16 protein-coding genes are annotated in these 16,215 nt (G+C 31.6%); 8 read left to right on the forward strand and 8 right to left on the reverse strand.

Features of this window, described 5'->3' with window-relative positions:
* Positions 1-1,092, reverse strand: coding sequence for a glycosyltransferase (locus FN795_RS05380; protein WP_167498053.1), 1,092 nt, complete (start codon positions 1,090-1,092; stop codon positions 1-3).
* Positions 1,093-1,143: 51 nt separating this feature from the next.
* Between FN795_RS05380 and FN795_RS05385 the strand changes: the two genes are divergently transcribed.
* Complete coding sequence (locus FN795_RS05385) at positions 1,144-2,043, forward strand: glycosyltransferase (protein WP_142449708.1); 900 nt, start codon at positions 1,144-1,146, stop codon at positions 2,041-2,043.
* Position 2,044: 1 nt separating this feature from the next.
* On the opposite strand, the gene FN795_RS05390 is transcribed toward FN795_RS05385, so the two are convergent.
* From FN795_RS05390 to FN795_RS05420, 7 genes are all read right to left on the reverse strand, one after another.
* The gene (locus FN795_RS05390) at positions 2,045-2,791 is read right to left on the reverse strand and encodes an acyltransferase (protein WP_211374376.1); all 747 of its coding nucleotides are present in this window, start codon (positions 2,789-2,791) and stop codon (positions 2,045-2,047) included.
* Positions 2,784-4,277 carry an O-antigen translocase gene (locus FN795_RS05395; RefSeq protein WP_142449709.1) on the reverse strand — a complete coding sequence of 498 codons (1,494 nt, stop codon included), beginning with the start codon at positions 4,275-4,277 and terminating at the stop codon, positions 2,784-2,786. The genes FN795_RS05390 and FN795_RS05395 overlap by 8 nt, the downstream gene beginning before the upstream one ends.
* A gap of 3 nt (positions 4,278-4,280) precedes the next feature.
* Complete coding sequence (locus FN795_RS05400) at positions 4,281-5,372, reverse strand: DegT/DnrJ/EryC1/StrS family aminotransferase (RefSeq protein WP_142449710.1); 1,092 nt, start codon at positions 5,370-5,372, stop codon at positions 4,281-4,283.
* Positions 5,369-6,316, reverse strand: coding sequence for a FemAB family protein (locus tag FN795_RS05405; RefSeq protein WP_142449711.1), 948 nt, complete (start codon positions 6,314-6,316; stop codon positions 5,369-5,371). The genes FN795_RS05400 and FN795_RS05405 overlap by 4 nt, the downstream gene beginning before the upstream one ends.
* Before the next feature lie 7 nt (positions 6,317-6,323).
* Positions 6,324-6,926, reverse strand: a complete 603-nt coding sequence (locus tag FN795_RS05410) for a trimeric intracellular cation channel family protein (RefSeq protein WP_142449712.1) — start codon at positions 6,924-6,926, stop codon at positions 6,324-6,326.
* Between the two features lie 77 nt (positions 6,927-7,003).
* Positions 7,004-7,858 (reverse strand): hypothetical protein, encoded by an 855-nt coding sequence (locus tag FN795_RS05415; RefSeq protein WP_142449713.1) that lies wholly within the window; start codon positions 7,856-7,858, stop codon positions 7,004-7,006.
* A gap of 155 nt (positions 7,859-8,013) precedes the next feature.
* Complete coding sequence (locus FN795_RS05420; RefSeq protein ID WP_142449714.1) at positions 8,014-8,763, reverse strand: RDD family protein; 750 nt, start codon at positions 8,761-8,763, stop codon at positions 8,014-8,016.
* 20 nt (positions 8,764-8,783) lie between these two features.
* Here FN795_RS05420 and FN795_RS05425 point away from each other — a divergent pair, with 20 nt between their 5' ends.
* From FN795_RS05425 to FN795_RS05455, 7 genes are all read left to right on the forward strand, one after another.
* Positions 8,784-9,755: a stage II sporulation protein M gene (locus FN795_RS05425; protein WP_142449715.1), complete on the forward strand. Its 972-nt coding sequence runs from the start codon at positions 8,784-8,786 to the stop codon at positions 9,753-9,755.
* 22 nt (positions 9,756-9,777) lie between these two features.
* Entirely contained in the window at positions 9,778-10,551 is a 774-nt protein-coding gene (locus tag FN795_RS05430; protein WP_142449716.1) for a DUF4129 domain-containing protein, read from the forward strand.
* Complete coding sequence (locus FN795_RS05435; RefSeq protein ID WP_142449717.1) at positions 10,544-11,749, forward strand: DUF4350 domain-containing protein; 1,206 nt, start codon at positions 10,544-10,546, stop codon at positions 11,747-11,749. The genes FN795_RS05430 and FN795_RS05435 overlap by 8 nt, the downstream gene beginning before the upstream one ends.
* 41 nt (positions 11,750-11,790) lie before the next feature.
* The gene (locus tag FN795_RS05440; protein ID WP_142449718.1) at positions 11,791-12,804 is read left to right on the forward strand and encodes an AAA family ATPase; all 1,014 of its coding nucleotides are present in this window, start codon (positions 11,791-11,793) and stop codon (positions 12,802-12,804) included.
* Between the two features lie 201 nt (positions 12,805-13,005).
* Positions 13,006-14,337 (forward strand): DUF58 domain-containing protein, encoded by a 1,332-nt coding sequence (locus FN795_RS05445; protein ID WP_035649088.1) that lies wholly within the window; start codon positions 13,006-13,008, stop codon positions 14,335-14,337.
* A 39-nt stretch (positions 14,338-14,376) separates the two neighbouring features.
* Complete coding sequence (locus tag FN795_RS05450) at positions 14,377-14,997, forward strand: hypothetical protein (RefSeq protein WP_142449719.1); 621 nt, start codon at positions 14,377-14,379, stop codon at positions 14,995-14,997.
* A gap of 109 nt (positions 14,998-15,106) precedes the next feature.
* Entirely contained in the window at positions 15,107-16,192 is a 1,086-nt protein-coding gene (locus FN795_RS05455; RefSeq protein ID WP_142449720.1) for an alkaline phosphatase family protein, read from the forward strand.
* Positions 16,193-16,215: the final 23 nt, after the last annotated feature.

Below are 16,215 nucleotides of genomic sequence, written 5' to 3' on the forward strand. Positions count from 1 at the left end.
TTAGTCTCGTTGCAACAAATTTAACCATTGATTTCCAATCTTTTCCAATAAAAAAGGCTCAATGCTTTTCAGTGCATTTTGTTTGCATTTTTGATACAAATCTTCATCTGAAATTAAAAGATTTAAAGCTTCTGTCAATTTTTTCCAATTCTGATTTTCAACCAAAATACCATTTCCAAAAGTCGTAATCATATCTCGCGGCCCAAAATCGCAATCAAAAGAAACAACCGGAATTTCGCAGGCCAAAGCTTCTAAAATCACATTCGGAAAACCTTCATTTTTACTGCTCAAAACTAAAAATTTTGCTTTACTCAAATATTTAAACGGATTGCTTTGATATCCTAAAAGATGAACAAAATCCTGAATTTTATAATCTGAAATTGTTTTTTGAAGTTTTGATTCGTCGCCATTTCCAAGAATAACCAAATGAATTTGTTTTTCTTTTAAATCAGAATTAGCATAACTTGAAATCAATTTATCAAACTGTTTTATATCGTTTTCATATTGTCCGATAGCAATTATATAATCAAAATTCAAATGAACTTTTTCGTTTTGCTTTTCTTTAATTTCTTCAAAATTTACCGGATTATGAATCGTTACAACGTTTTGTAATTTATGTTTGTTCTCAATCAACGTTTTCATTTCCTCTGTAATTGCCACATTTGCAAAACAATGATTGTACATTAATCTTGTCAGCCAGGAATTATTGGGCATATAATGATCAATCAAAAAACTATGAACGGTAAAAATAGTTTTGGCATTATAAACAAATCGGGCAAGTATAAGTTCCTGAATAATCTTGGTTCTGAAACGAAAATCAATAATAAAATCAAATTTATTTTGGTTCAAATAAGTTCTCAAAGCCTTTAAACGTTTGACTTTATTAAAAATTCCGTTACTTTCATTTTTCAGTAATCCGAGATTCACCAATTTCCCGGAATAAGGAAAACTGACTTCGTTCAAAACAATAATAATGTCAACTTCAAATCCTTGTTTTTCAAAAAAAAGAGACAAATTTGCCATTACTTTGTCACTTCCGCCTCCGCTCAAACGGTAGCCAATTAAAGCAATTTTCTTTTTTTTGTGAGACAATATCATTCGTGTTTTCTTATTTTCGTATCAAATATAACTCTTTAAAACAATATGCAGAATAATTCATTAGTGACCATTATTTGCTTGTGCTACAACCATGAAAAATTTGTTGTAGAGAGTTTATTGTCTGCGCTGAACCAAGATTATTCTGCCATTGAAATAATTATTGTTGATGATTTTAGTGCGGACAATTCCAGAGATGTCATTAAAAACTTCCTTGTCAATTATCCTCAAATTCAGGTTATTGAAAATGAAATAAATTTAGGAAGCACAAAATCCTTTAATAAAGCATTGAAATTAGCCAAAGGCGATTTTATAATTGATTTGGCCTGCGATGATGTTTTACTTCCAAATTGCGTTTCATTACAATTGAAAACTTTTGCAGAAAGTAAATTTAAAAACTTGGGCGTAGTTTATGGAAACGTCGAATTAATAACCGAAAACGGAGTATTTGATTCTTATTATTTTCCAGTTGATTCAGATAAAAAAGTGATCGAAAATCGAAAAACCGGAGATATTTATTTAAGCGTAATTTCAGGCGGAAACAGTATTTGTTCCGTTTCTTCGATGGTTAAAAAATCGGTTTTTGATGATTTAAATGGTTATGACGAAAATCTGGCTTATGAAGATTTAGACCTTTGGATTCGCGCTTCCCGCAAATATGAATTTGATTTTATTGATGAAATTTTGATCAAAAAAAGAATTTCGGACAACTCTTTAGGAACTCATTTTTTTCTTAAAAAAGACGAAAGATCCAGGAAAATAAATTATTCTACTTATTTGATTATCAAAAAAGCAATTCGGTTAAACCAAACAAAAGAAGAACATAAAGCGATTTTGAAAAGAATACATTTTGAAATGATTTTGGCTTATAAAAATTCAAATTTTAAGTTGTTGTTGAAATATATTTTATTAGAAATTAAACAACGATTTAGAATTATTTTTAGTTGAATCAAATCGTCAAAAAATCATCTAGCTGTTGCTTTTCTCCTTCCCAATCACGCGAAATATTTGTTTTGATTAATTTGACGGGAATTCCGCCAATTAAAATATTATTTCCCCATGAAGTATAATCTTTATTACAGAAAGAATTAGTCGCAATGGTACAAAAATCAGGTGTTTTGGTATTTTTCATAATCGAAATCCTGCTTCCGCTAAAATTATAGTTTCCTATAAAAATTGGCCCCGTTTTTTCCTGTTTTTCACCAGTATTTGTGTCGATTATATCGTGAAAATTCGTGTCCATAATCTGACTTTCAGCACCTAAACGAACATAATTTCCTAAAACAACTTTTTCAAGGCAAATTAATTTGGCGTTCGAAGCCATTGAAGACATATTTCCCAATTCGCAAACGGCATTTTCTCCCACGAAAAGAAAATAATCTTTCCCGAATTGAAATTTTCCTTTGAAAATTAATTTTCCCTGAATATTGATTTCTGCAATTCCGCGATGAACAGTGTTCAATTCATAAGGCTGACCAAAACCAATCATGCCTCTTTTTATGTTTCCGTTAATTTGAATTTCTCCGGAAATTGAAGTGAATTTTACTCTTTTATAAAAGAAAACTGGAAGTTTTTTAGCGGTCGCAAAAGGAAACTTCTTAAAATTAAAATATAGTGTTTTAGTCCAGTTTACCGACCAGTAAAACTTGAGTTTGTGATAAAAAGTACGGCATTTTCTGTAACTGCTTTTAATCATTTTTATCTTTTTTTCTTTCAGCAAATGACGTAAATATTTCTTTTAAATTTATCTTTTTATTGATTTGGTACAAACTAAAAGCAAACGAAATCAAAACAAATAGAGCCATCATGCTGTATTTCAAAACAGGAATTTCGACATATTTGATTAAAAATACTGAAATACAAATCAGAAAACAAACCAGATATATTTTGTAAAAATCATTTTCAAAATAAAAATTATATCGCTTTTTAGTGATGATTTTCAGTCCGATAAAATGGAAAAAAAAGTAAAGACAGAAACTGAAACCCAAACCTTCCAAACCATAAAAATAATAACCCGCAATATTCATTATCAGAAACAAAATATTAAAACCAATTGCGGTTTTTACAAACATTTTCGAATCGCCTTTGGCAATTAAAATAAAGCCAATGGACCAGGAAACCGCGCGAAAAAGCATTCCCAAAATCCCAATCGTAATCATCGGTAAAATGGCATCGAATTTATTGCTGTAAATTACTTTGACAATTATCGAACTTAACACTAAAAACAAAGCAATAATAGGCGTAATAATCAAAATTGAAACAAAAGCTTGTTGCTCAACGCTTGTTCTAACTTTTTCATTATCAGCATTAATTGAAGCTAGTTTTGGAAAATAATCGGTGCTCATTACGGTAAAAATAATTCCGACGTAAGAATTAAGCAAAGTAAATCCGGCGTTGTAAAATCCGACTTGCTCCAAACCTCCAGTTTTTCCAATATAAATTTGAATTAAATAACTGGACAAAAGCGTTAAAACACTGCTGATTGTAAGCATAAAACCTAATTTCACAATCGTTTTTCCTTCTAAAAACAAAGTGGATTTATCTATTTTTTCTTTCTCAAATTTTACTTTGTTTGAATAATAAAATGAAAAAATCAAAGCTGAAAATGAAGCAATTATAATTGTTGGAAGTATCGCATCAATTTTCAAAAAATAATAAAGCGGAATTGAGAAAAGAAGCCCGAAAAGATTTCCAAATAAATTGGCTTTCGCCAAAAAACGAAAAGATCGCAAACCTTGCAAAACTGCTAATTGCCCCGAACTTAATTGTTTAAACAAAACCGTAACAGAAAGTATTGCAAAAGCAAATGTCTGACTTGAATCTCCAAAAGCTATTATACTCAATACTTTTGAAAAAGCCAGCGTTATCGCCATTCCAAAAATTCCCGTAAAAAACACAATCTTTTTTACGATTTGAATGGTTTTGGAAACGGTTTTTAAATCATCATTTTTATAATTTTCAGAGATATTTTTTACTGAACTCGTTTCGATTCCGAAACCGGAAACACTGCTTAAAACGCCTAAAGTTGAATTCAGCAAAGCGATAATTCCCATTCCGGCTGGTCCGATAAAAACAGCAATTAATTTGGTACGAACAATTGACATTAAGATCGAAAAAAACTGAACGCCTCCAAAAAGCGAAGTCGTTTTTAAAATCTGCTGATATGACTTTTTATCAGACACGAATTAATATTTATTTAAAATTTCTATGATAAAATTCACCTCAGTTTCGGTTAAAACTGGACTCATTGGCAAACTCAAGACTTCATTGTGAATTTTTTCTGTAATTGGAAATGACAAATTATTCCACTCAGAAAACGCTTTTTGTTTGTGTGGCGGAATTGGATAATGAATAACAGTTTGAATATTATTTTTCGTCAAATAATTTTGCAAATCTTCTCTGTTTTCAGTTCGAACAACAAACAAATGAAATACATGATTATTCGAGAAATCCCAAAACGGCAATATTATTTTATCATTTTTAATTTCTGTCAAATAACGTTTTGCAATTGCTCTTCGTATTTGATTGTCAGCATCTAAATTTATCAATTTAAGATTTAAAAAACCAGCTTGAAGTTCATCTAATCTTGAATTTATGCCAATATGTTCGTTGTAATATTTTTTCTCTGAACCATAATTTCGAAGCGAAAAAAGCACTTTAGCCAATTCTGAATCATTTGTTGTAATCGCACCGCCATCACCAAGACAGCCCAAATTTTTTCCGGGATAAAAACTGTAAGCTCTTGAATTGTGAATTGTGAATTGTGAATTATGAATTGCGCCGTGTGATTGTGCACAATCTTCAACAACAATTAAATTAAATTTTTCTGCAATTTCATTTATTTTATCTATTTCAGCCAATTGTCCGTAGAGATGAACTGGTAAAATTGCTTTTGTTTTTGAAGTTATTTTTTCCTCGATTAAATCAGGATTTATGTTGTAGGTTTCTAATTTTGGTTCGACGAAAACCGGAACTAAATCGGCTTGCAAAATGGCTAAAATACTTGCTATATAAGTATTTGCCGGAACAATTACTTCGTCGCCTTTTTTTAGTTTTCCGAGTTCAATATACCCTTTAAAGATTAACACTAAAGCATCAAATCCATTTCCAACTCCTATACAATATTTTGACTGGCAATATACGGCGAAAGCCTTTTCAAAAGTTTCCACTTCTTTTCCTAAAATGTACCAGCCGTTTTCTAAAACTTTTTTCAGCTTTTCCTGAAATGCAGTTTCATACGGTTCGTTAATTTTTTTCAGGTCTAAAAAGGATATCATTTTAAATCGATTTTATAAAAATCCTGATTGTAAACTGCACAGCCTAATTCTTCCTTTTGTTTCAAAAGACCTGAATGGTAACCGCTTTCATTATCAGAATTTACAATTCCCATATCAAAAAAATGCTTTCCTTTTCGTTTGTATTTATGGATCAGATTAATGAATAAAAAATCGAGAGCGCGCACTTCTTCACCTTTTTTCGAAGTTGCACCGTATTGTGATTTCACCACGTTTTCGGTTTCAAAAAGGGTAATTCCTGCAATAATTTCGTCATTTTGATAAACCGAATATTGTTTGATATTTTTGGGGAAAATTTGTTTTAAAAGTTTGATTTCTTCTTTTGAATGAACTGGCTTTGCATTGAATTTCTCCAATAATCTTGGTTCCAGAATTAACTCCCAAAAAGGCTGAAAATCTTGTTCTTCGACAATATCCAAATCGAGATTTTCAATTCGTCTGAAATGCTTCATTTTGCTTTTAGAAATCTTTAAAGGCAATTGCAAATTAACCGCCAAATTCATTTCTTTTCTTTCTGGAATTGCATTTCTTTTAAATAGAAAAAAGTCCATTTCCTGATTTCCTTTTGAAAAATAAAAATCGGGAATTGGTTTATAATGAAAAACTTCTATTTTATTTCCTTTCAAAAAAAACAGAATTTCATCTAAAATCATTTCTGTTTTTTCTGCTTTTAATTTGGAAGAAAAAATCAATCCGCCATAAGTAAGCCCTTGATGTGAATGAATCGAATTTCCTTGTTTATTGGCTGGTAAAACGGCAAGCAGTTTTTCGTCATCAAAAATCAAAAGCGAAAAATCTTCAAAACGATCTTTGTGATATTCTATAAAATCACGATGAAACAAAAATGTAGCATTTTTTGCCGAAGCGACAAAATCGTTCCAGAGCTGGTAATCTTTTTGATCGTATTTTTTTACGGTAAATTTCATTTCCAAATTACTTATGATCAAATGCTTTTAAATTCCATTTGTATTTCACTGCCATTAGTCGAATTACAATTATTACCAATGAAGTTACCAGATATAAAATATCGTCGTTCAAATTTAATTTTCTCAAACCAAAAAAAACGATTCCGCCTAAAATACAGATTGTTGCATAAATTTCTTCTCTAAAAACGTTCGGAATTTCGTTGCATAAAATATCTCTGATAACGCCTCCAAAACAAGCTGTCATCGTTCCTAAAGCAATACAAATTACCGGATGAAGTCCTGTTGTTAATCCTCTTTCGAGACCAATTAAAGTAAAAACGCCAAGTCCAATTGTATCAAAAAGAAACAATGAAGTTCGAAGTTTATCAAAGCTTTTTCTGAAAAGAATAGCAAGGAAAAAACCTAAAATTATCACATAAACGTACTGCATATCGCGCATCCAACCAACGGGAGTTCGTCCAATTAAAACATCACGCAAAGTTCCGCCACCAACGGCCGTAACAAAAGCGATAATAAAAACCCCAAACGGGTCTAATTTTTTGTGCATTGCCGTTAATGCGCCAGACATGGCAAAAGCCATTGTACCGATAATATCTAGTAAATGAAACATTTCTTTTTAGGTGCAAAGGTTCAGAGTTACAAAGGTGCAAAGATTTCTTTTCTTAATATACAACTCTCCTATTTTATTTATTTTTTTACGTAAATCGGACTTCTTTTCAATAAATACTGAACAGATTCCATCCAACTGTCTTTAACAGCCAAAAAGGGTTTACGCGTTTGAGAATATATTTTTGAAGTATTTTTATACATATCAAAATAAACTGTGTAGTAATAATAAACCTGATTATTTGCAGTAGTTGTTGAATAATCATTTGTTTTGACCTTTTTGTCATTATTGCTAATCGTAGCATTACCGCTGTTGTATGTAGTAGACGTTGTTCCTGAGTTAATTGTGTATGAAACCTTTGCTGCAACGATATTATCAACGCCTAATATTTTTTCAAGATCTTCAATCGGAGTCGAATCAATATTGTGATAATCGATTCCTGCTTTGCTCAATAAACTGTTGGTAGTTCTCAAATCCTGAACTGTCAAAGGAGCAATATTTCCAGATTTATCCAGTAATTTATTATACATATCGTTTTGAGCAAATTTTGCCATTTCCTCAGAACTTTGCTGAGTATCTGAATTTAAAAACGGAACTGGAAGTACAGCAATTGTATTTTGTTTTACCTCGGTTGCAGCAATATATCCAGAGCCTGAAGAAGGCAACGCAGAACTACTTCCCTGACTAACATCAAATGTTTGTGAGCGCCCGCTTGCAAAATCAATTCGGGCAATTTGCGAAACATCGAGAACTATTAAAAGCGTTTCTCCCGGCAGTGAATATTCGATAGTTTTATCCGATATTTTAGAAACTGTACCTTCAATAATCGTGTAATCTCTTTTTATTATTTTATCTAATTTTTTTCCGCTTTGAGCGAAAGAAAAAACAGAAACAAAAAACAATATTAATAACGCGGCGACTTTCTTAATTTTCATGGTATTTACGCTTAGGTTTTCCTACTCTTTGGCTTTTCGGTTACTCCTTTTCTAAATATTAAACTTGTTAAATTTAAAAAATTAAATCCAAAACGTAGCTAATCAACTATTTAAAACTTAGAAGCTTAGCAACTCAGAAGCTTAGAACCTTTTCTTTACATATTCTGCGTATAAAAATTATAGTCTTTTAGAATAACCCGAATAAAATCACTGTTATTTCCGGATTGGTTTTTAATTCCGGTCACACTTTCAATTTTTGCAACTAATTTGCCTATAATTTCAAAATCATTTTTAACGACCGCTTTTTTGAAAGTTTCTTTGATAATTCGCATGTCATTGTCAGACAATTTAATAACCAAAGGATAAGTTGGCACATAAGCCGTTCCGATATCTTCTAAAATCGTGTGGCTTATATTGATATTGTTTTTTAAAGTAATTACGGCTGTTCCCGCTGCCATATCTCCAAAACGCTGTGTTTTTTTACTCGATATTGCGGTAATCAATGCTACAAGCCCATAAAATGGCGGAATAAAAAAGTCAATGATACCAAAAAACCATCGAATCAAATAATCGCCAAAACCAGCCTGATAGCCGTCAATCTTGACCACTTTTATTTTAAGCAATATTTTTCCGATTGACTGTCCTTCAAAAACACTTTCAAAGGCAAGCGAGTAAAACATCAGCGGAACAGCAAAAAATAGCATAATCGCTCGTTCTGACCAACTATCTATACCATCCATTAAAATACCTATTTTTAGCCAGTAAAAAAAGATAAAATACACGATCAGCATATAGCCAATTTTAATCCCAGCATCAATAAAATAAGCTCCTAACCGGTCTCCTACCGAAGCCGATATAAAATTTATTTTAACATTTTGTGTTGTAGTAATAGATAATTCTGACATATTTTATACTTTAGCCTTCAATGAGAGAAGTTGCCTTCATAAAACAAAATAAAGAAAAATGGCTGGAATTTGAGCTAGCTATTTTTGGTAAAGCTAAAAAAAATCCTGACGAATTAGCTAATTTGTACATTCAGATGATGAATGATTTGTCGTATGCACAAACGTATTATCCTAAAAGTAAAACAGTTATTTACTTAAATCATCTTGCATCACAAATTTATCAGAAGATTTATAAAACCAAGAGAACGGAGAAAAACAGGGTTGCCGAATTTTTTGTAACCGAAGTTCCGTTACTGGTTTATGAATACAGACGTTATTTAGTCTATGCCTTTATTTTATTTTTTGTGACAGTTTCGATAGGTGTTATTTCGGCAAAATACGATCCTAATTTTGTTCGGCTTATTCTTGGCGACAATTATGTAAACGAAACTTTGGAAAACATCAAAAAAGGAAATCCAATGGCCGTTTATGGATCAGGAAGTAATTGGGGAAGTTTTATTTCGATTACAATGAACAATCTTTTTGTTGGCGCAAAATGCTACTTTTTTGGACTTTTTGCCGGAATTGGAACTTTCTACATTTGCATGTCGAACTGTATTATGTTGGGATCTTTTCAATATTTCTTTTATGAACAAGGCGTTTTTTGGAAAAGCGTCAGAGGAATCTGGATTCATGGCGCAATGGAAATTTTTGGAATTGTAATTGAAACTGCAGCCGGATTTATTTTAGGTGCTTCAATATTATTTCCAAAAACTTTTTCAAGAATCAATTCTTTTAAAATTGGTTTTAAAAATAGTTTCAAAATCTATTTGAGTACTTTTCCTTTTACAATTGGTGCTGGTTTTCTGGAAGGTTTTATTACACGATATTCTATTGATATGCCAAATTGGCTCAGCAGTTTTATCATATTATTTACATTAGGAATAATTTCATTTTACTATTTGGTTTATCCTTTTATTGTCCACAAAAAAACACAACAATTCTCAGCCTAAATTGACTTAATCGGAAACCATAATGAATAAGATTTTCTTCATTTTACTTTTTATTTTTTGTTGCAGTTTTTCAAATGCGCAAGATTCTCTTGTGACCGAAGAACCTCCAAAAGCCGTTTCTATTAAATATACTGAAAAAGACATCCAGATTGATACGGCTACAATTCCCCCTAAAACTTTTGAAAAAGATTTCAAAAAGAGATACAAAAGCGATGATTTTGTTTATGAAGTTAAGCCTCCTGAAAAAACATTTTGGGATGATTTTTTAGAATGGCTTGCCCGTATTTTCAGCAAAATATTCACTTTCAGCAATCAAAAAGCCTCAATAGATTTTGTTGCTATTCTTTTTAAAACTTTGGCGGCAATAATTGTAATCATTGTTATTTTCCTGATAGTAAAAGCATTAATCAATAAAGAAGGACAATGGATTTTTGGCAAAAATTCTAAAAAAAGAACTATTTATTATTCTGATGCCGAAAAAAATATTCATCTTATAGATTTCGAAAAACTGATTGCAGAAAATATTCAGTCAGATCAAAAAAGGATTGCGATTCGCTATTATTATTTGTGGCTATTAAAAGTCATGGCGCAAAATCATTACATAGAATGGGATATTGAAAAAACCAATTCTGATTATTTATATGAAATTCAAAGTCCTGTTCATAGGGAAGAATTTACCTATTTATCTTATTTGTACAATTACATTTGGTACGGCGAATTTGATATAAACGAGCCTATTTTCTTAAAAGCTGAAAACCGATTTAAAAAAGCTATAAAAACCTTTAACCATGGATAAATCTATTAAAATTTATATCGGTGTTCTGGTTTTTATTTTCGGCTTGATTTTATTTGCAGGTAAGAAACAGCCAAAACCAATTGACTGGCGTCCAACTTTTTCTGTACATGACAAGATTCCGTACGGATTATATGTTTTTGACAAAGAAATCAAAGGACTTTTGAAAGGACAAAAAATCGAAAGAATTACGGCTGTAACGCCTTACGAATATTTAGATTCTAAATACAATCCAGATACTTTAGTTGAAGATTATAGAATAAAAGGCACATTCCTTAATATTGCTGGAAATGGCGATATTGACGAGCAATCTGTAAAAGAGCTTTTTTATTTTGTTTCGCGAGGAAATAATGCTTTTTTGAGTATGCGCAGTTTTCCTCAAATTTTGTTAGATAGTTTAAAACTTGATGTTCAGAACGATTTAAAAAGACCTCATAAGACTTTGATTTGGATGGCAAATCAAAAAGCAAGTTCAAAAAAATACATTTTTACGCAGTCGGTTGAGGATTATTTTTCTAAAATCGATACAGCAAATACTACTGTTTTAGGCTATCAAAGTTCAGCAAAAAATGAAAAGCATATTAATTTCATAAAAGTGCAATATCACAGCGGTTATTTTTATCTGCATACACAGCCGGCCGCTTTTACTAATTATCATTTGCTGAAAGGAAATCATTATCAATATGCCGAAAATGCATTGTCACAAATTCCTAAAGGAGCTATTTTTTGGTACACAAAAGGACAAAATAATGAGTCGGTTTCTGGTTCTCCTCTTCGATATATTTTTAGCCAGCCGGGATTAAAATGGGCTTATTTGATGAGTATATTTGGGATTTTGATTTTCATATTTTTTAATGCCAAACGAAAACAACGAATTGTGCCAATTGTAAAACCGCTTGCCAATTTAACAGTCGATTTTACCAAAACAATCGGAAATTTATATTATCAGGAGGGCGATCACACAAATATTATCGACAAGAAAATTATTTTCTTTCTTGAAAAAATGCGAACCGAATATTTGCTTGATACCACAAAACTGGATGATGATTTTATTAAAAAACTGCATCTTAAAACAGGAAAAAACATTGCTGATATACAAGAACTTGTCTTTTTAATAAATGAACATCGAAAGAGTTATCACGGAAGTCTTGAAGAAGATTTAATCCGAATTAATAATGCAATTGAAAAAGTTATACATTAGTATTTTTAACCGAAATTCACCAAAAGAAAACATACCAAAACATGGACGAAAATAGCATCACAGAAAACGAAATCACAAATGAAAATGTAAATTTCGAAACCAGACTAAATTTAACGCCGCTTTTAGAACACGTTAATGCCATCAAAAAAGAAATCGAAACTGTAATTGTTGGTCAGCACAAAATGGTTGACCAGCTTTTGGTTGCTATTTTGTCAAATGGACATGTTTTATTAGAAGGTGTTCCCGGAGTTGCGAAAACAATTACGGCAAAACTTCTGGCAAAAACCGTGAATATTGACTTTAGTCGAATTCAGTTTACACCAGATTTAATGCCTTCGGATATTTTAGGAACCTCAATTTTTAATTTAAAAAGTTCTGAATTTGAATTTAAAAAAGGACCTATTTTCTCTAATTTGATTTTAATTGACGAGATCAATCGTGCGCCGGCAAAAACACAGGCAGCTCTTTTTGAAGTTATGGAAGAACGCCAAATTACAATTGACGGTTCAGGATATCAACTTGACACTCCTTTTTTAGTAATTGCAACCCAAAATCCAATTGAGCAAGAAGGAACATACCGTTTGCCAGAAGCGCAATTAGACCGATTTTTATTCAAAATTGCGGTTGATTATCCTAAATTAAATGAAGAAATCCTGATTATTCAACGTGAGCATTTATTACAGGATCATGGAAAATTGGAAGCAATTAAAGCCGTACTTTCTGCTTCAGAAATAAAAGAATATCAGGCTTTAATAAAACAGATTAGAGTAGAGCAAAATCTATTGGAATACATTGCCCGAATTGTAGTGAATACTAGAGAAAATGCCTTTTTGTATTTAGGGGCGTCACCACGTGCTTCGATTGCAATTTTGAATGCCGCTAAAGGTTTTGCTGCCATCCGAGGACGTGATTTTGTTACTCCTGAGGATATTAAAGAAGCTGCAATTCCGGTTTTACAACATCGTGTAATTGTTGCGCCAGAACGAGAAATGGAAGGAATTACAAGCTCAGAAATTATCAAACAAATTATCGAAACTGTAGAAATACCTAGATAATTATTAATTGTGAATGATGAATGGTGAATTGTGAAATGTGAATTGTGAAATGTGAATTGATTAAACCATCAAAAACCTGAAATTCAAAAATATAATTGATGTCACCCTGAGCGAAGTCGAAGGGCAGAACGCAACGGGCTTCGACTCCGCTCAGCCTGACAATGCAGACAGAACTTGAAACCTGAAACTTTAAACAAAAAAATGAAGTTTATAAAAAGTCTATATCTCAACAACTTCTTTTTCTATGTGCTTGCTGGCATTGTAGGATTATTTGTTTGCGCTTTTATTTTCCCGAATATTTATGATGCCGTTTGGTTTGGAGTTTTGATTTTAATTACTTTTTTGGGTTTAGATATTTTGCTATTATATTTAACCAAAACAGGATTTGAAGCAGACCGAATTACTCCCGAGAAATTATCAAATGGAGATTTAAATCCTATAAATCTTGTTTTAAAGAATCATTATACCTTTTCGGTTTCGGTAAAAATAATTGATGAAATTCCGTTTCAGTTTCAGGTTCGTGATTTCAAAATTATTAAAACGTTAAAAGCCTCGGAACAAAAAGAAATCGGTTATGATTTACGTCCAACCGAGCGTGGAGAATATTATTTTGGTTATTTAAATATTTATGTTTCTTCACCTTTGCGATTAATTTCACGACGATTTATATTTAATAATGATCAAATGGTACCTACGTATCCTTCTTATATTCAATTAAGAAAATACGATTTATTGGCATTTTCGAATAATTTATTTCAATACGGGATCAAGAAAATTCGCCGAATTGGTCATACAATGGAGTTTGAGCAAATTAAAGAATATGTTCAGGGCGATGATTTAAGAACTATAAACTGGAAAGCGACAGCAAAGAAAAATGCTTTGATGGTCAACCAGTTTCAGGATGAAAAATCACAATCGGTTTATATGGCAATTGATAAAGGCCGCGTGATGCAAATGCCTTTTGACGGATTAAGTCTACTCGATTATGCGATCAATTCAACATTGGTTTTGTCTAATGTTATTCTGAAAAAACAGGATAAAGCCGGACTTTTTTCTTTTTCTAAAAAAGTAGAAAATCGCGTTTTTGCCGAAAAAAGAGGCTCGCAAATGCAAAAAATTCTTGAGACTTTATACAATATCAAAACCGATTTTTTCGAAAGCGATTACAGTCGTTTGTATGTTGATATCAAGAAAAACATCAACCAAAGAAGTTTGATTATTTTATATACAAACTTTGAAACGATGGATGGCTTAAACCGTCAATTACCTTATTTAAAAGGAATTGCAAAAAATCATCTGTTAGTTGTTGTTTTCTTTCAGAATACGGAATTGAACTCGATCATTAACAAAAAAACAGATACCATTCAGGAGGTTTATGACAAAGTAATTGCTGAAAAATTCATGTTCGAAAAACGATTAATTGCAAATGAACTTAAAAAGTACGGAATTCATTCGGTTTTAACGCAGCCTGAAAATCTGACTTTGGATGCGATAAATAAATATTTAGAAATAAAAGCGAGAGGGATTTTGTAAATGCTGTAAAACGTTATTTGTAAAAAATAAAATGATATTATGAAAAAAGCATTACTTCTTATTTTTACATTTTTGATGTCTTATTCTTATGGACAAGAGAACAAAATTGAAATGATTTCCAAATTAGACATGCCTCCTATGGGGTCACGAGAATTCATTTTAGAAGCTTTTCAGGGAATAGAGAAAATCGATTTAACTTTTACAAATTCTGAAAAATTAATTGGCAAGAATTACAAGATTGTAATCCGAAAATATAAAAACGGAAAAGTTGAAATTGAAAAAGTTGCAAAAGACACTAAAAAAAATGAAGACCCTAAAATTGGTAAAGATTTTAAGTTTTCAATTGTTGCTCAACAGCTTTTAAGCAATGAAAAAATCACATTTGCATTTTCAAATTCTCATAATAAAAATATTTTTGATGTAAATAAAAAGTACAAAGACAATACATTTTCTCTCCGTGAGATTTCTGATCAAAAACCAATTGAAATCCAGATTGGAAAAGAATTTCAAATTGCTTTTATTACTCCTCCAAATGATAATGAAGAAAAAGGCGCACTTGGTTATTGTGAAGTTACCAAAGGATATATAGACATTGAAAAATGGTACAAACAATATGAAATAGATGAATTTTTCCTGATTTTTTTAACTATTGAAGATTAACGAAACCTTTATATTTAGAAAATACTAAAAGAGTAATCATAAGATATATAGTTCGTAAATTAGATTTAAGAATATTGAAAAAACTTTGAACCTTTGTAACTCAAAAAAAATGAAAAAAATATCTCTAATTCTACTCTTTTTAGCAGGATTTTCAGCTTCAGCACAAAAAACAGAAAACATTATCATCATAACTACAGATGGTTTCAGATGGCAAGAAGTTTTTAAAGGATTAGATCCGGCAATTGCCAATGATAAAAAATTCAATCAGGGAGACAGCGCTTACATTTATAAAAAATATGGAAGTGCCGAAATCAAAGAAGCACGCAAAAAACTAATGCCTTTTTTCTGGTCTGAAATTGCTTCCAAAGGACAAATTTATGGCAATCGTGATCTAGGAAATAAAGTCGATGTTGCCAATCCGTATTGGTTTAGTTATCCAGGTTACAGTGAAATTATGACTGGAAATGTAGATACTAAAGTAAACTCAAACGGTTATAAAGCAAATCCAAATGTGAATGTTTTAGAATTTTTAAACAAACAATCCAAACTTAAAGGAAAAGTTGCCGCATTTGGCGCCTGGGATGCTTTTGACCGAATTTTAAACGAAGAAAGAAGCGGGTTTCCGGTAATTTCAGCATTTGATAAAGTGGGCGGAAATAAGCCAACTTTATCTCAAAAATTATTAAACGAAATGCGCGATAACTCGTATAAGCCATTTCATGAAGATGAATGTCTGGATGTTTTCACACATTATCAGGCCATGGATGAGCTTAAAACGAAAAAACCAAAAGTACTTTATATTGCCTACGGAGAAACAGATGAATGGGCACATCATGCTGAATATCGTTCGTATCTTGATGCTGCAAACCAAGTGGATAAATGGATTCAGGAAATCTGGAATTTTGTGCAAAACGATCCGCAATACAAAAACAAAACCACTTTATTTATCACAGTTGATCACGGTCGCGGCGACAAAATAAAAAAACAATGGACAGATCACGGTGCTGATATTGAAGGTGCTTCGCAAATTTGGTTCGCAACTATAGGACCAGAAATTGCTCCAAAAGGCGAAATCAAAAGCGAATCTCAATTGTATCAAAAACAATTTGCGCAAACATTAGCAAAATTGATGGGATATGATTTTAAAACGGATCATCCTGTTAATGAAGAGGTAAAAGAAGTTTTTGAGAAATAGTTCTTTTTTTTCGCCACGACCCG

Origin of the sequence: Flavobacterium resistens, assembly GCF_900182645.1 — a bacterium.
In the GTDB taxonomy this organism is placed as follows: domain Bacteria; phylum Bacteroidota; class Bacteroidia; order Flavobacteriales; family Flavobacteriaceae; genus Flavobacterium; species Flavobacterium resistens.

Coding starts and splice junctions, on each gene's coding strand:
- FN795_RS05385 (WP_142449708.1), top strand. CDS start 1,144: ATGCAGAATAATTCATTAGTGACCATTATTTGCTTGTGCTACAACCAT.
- FN795_RS05390 (WP_211374376.1), bottom strand. CDS start 2,791: ATGATTAAAAGCAGTTACAGAAAATGCCGTACTTTTTATCACAAACTC.
- FN795_RS05400 (WP_142449710.1), bottom strand. CDS start 5,372: ATGATATCCTTTTTAGACCTGAAAAAAATTAACGAACCGTATGAAACT.
- FN795_RS05405 (WP_142449711.1), bottom strand. CDS start 6,316: ATGAAATTTACCGTAAAAAAATACGATCAAAAAGATTACCAGCTCTGG.
- FN795_RS05410 (WP_142449712.1), bottom strand. CDS start 6,926: ATGTTTCATTTACTAGATATTATCGGTACAATGGCTTTTGCCATGTCT.
- FN795_RS05415 (WP_142449713.1), bottom strand. CDS start 7,858: ATGAAAATTAAGAAAGTCGCCGCGTTATTAATATTGTTTTTTGTTTCT.
- FN795_RS05420 (WP_142449714.1), bottom strand. CDS start 8,763: ATGTCAGAATTATCTATTACTACAACACAAAATGTTAAAATAAATTTT.
- FN795_RS05425 (WP_142449715.1), top strand. CDS start 8,784: ATGAGAGAAGTTGCCTTCATAAAACAAAATAAAGAAAAATGGCTGGAA.
- FN795_RS05430 (WP_142449716.1), top strand. CDS start 9,778: ATGAATAAGATTTTCTTCATTTTACTTTTTATTTTTTGTTGCAGTTTT.
- FN795_RS05435 (WP_142449717.1), top strand. CDS start 10,544: ATGGATAAATCTATTAAAATTTATATCGGTGTTCTGGTTTTTATTTTC.
- FN795_RS05440 (WP_142449718.1), top strand. CDS start 11,791: ATGGACGAAAATAGCATCACAGAAAACGAAATCACAAATGAAAATGTA.
- FN795_RS05445 (WP_035649088.1), top strand. CDS start 13,006: ATGAAGTTTATAAAAAGTCTATATCTCAACAACTTCTTTTTCTATGTG.
- FN795_RS05450 (WP_142449719.1), top strand. CDS start 14,377: ATGAAAAAAGCATTACTTCTTATTTTTACATTTTTGATGTCTTATTCT.
- FN795_RS05455 (WP_142449720.1), top strand. CDS start 15,107: ATGAAAAAAATATCTCTAATTCTACTCTTTTTAGCAGGATTTTCAGCT.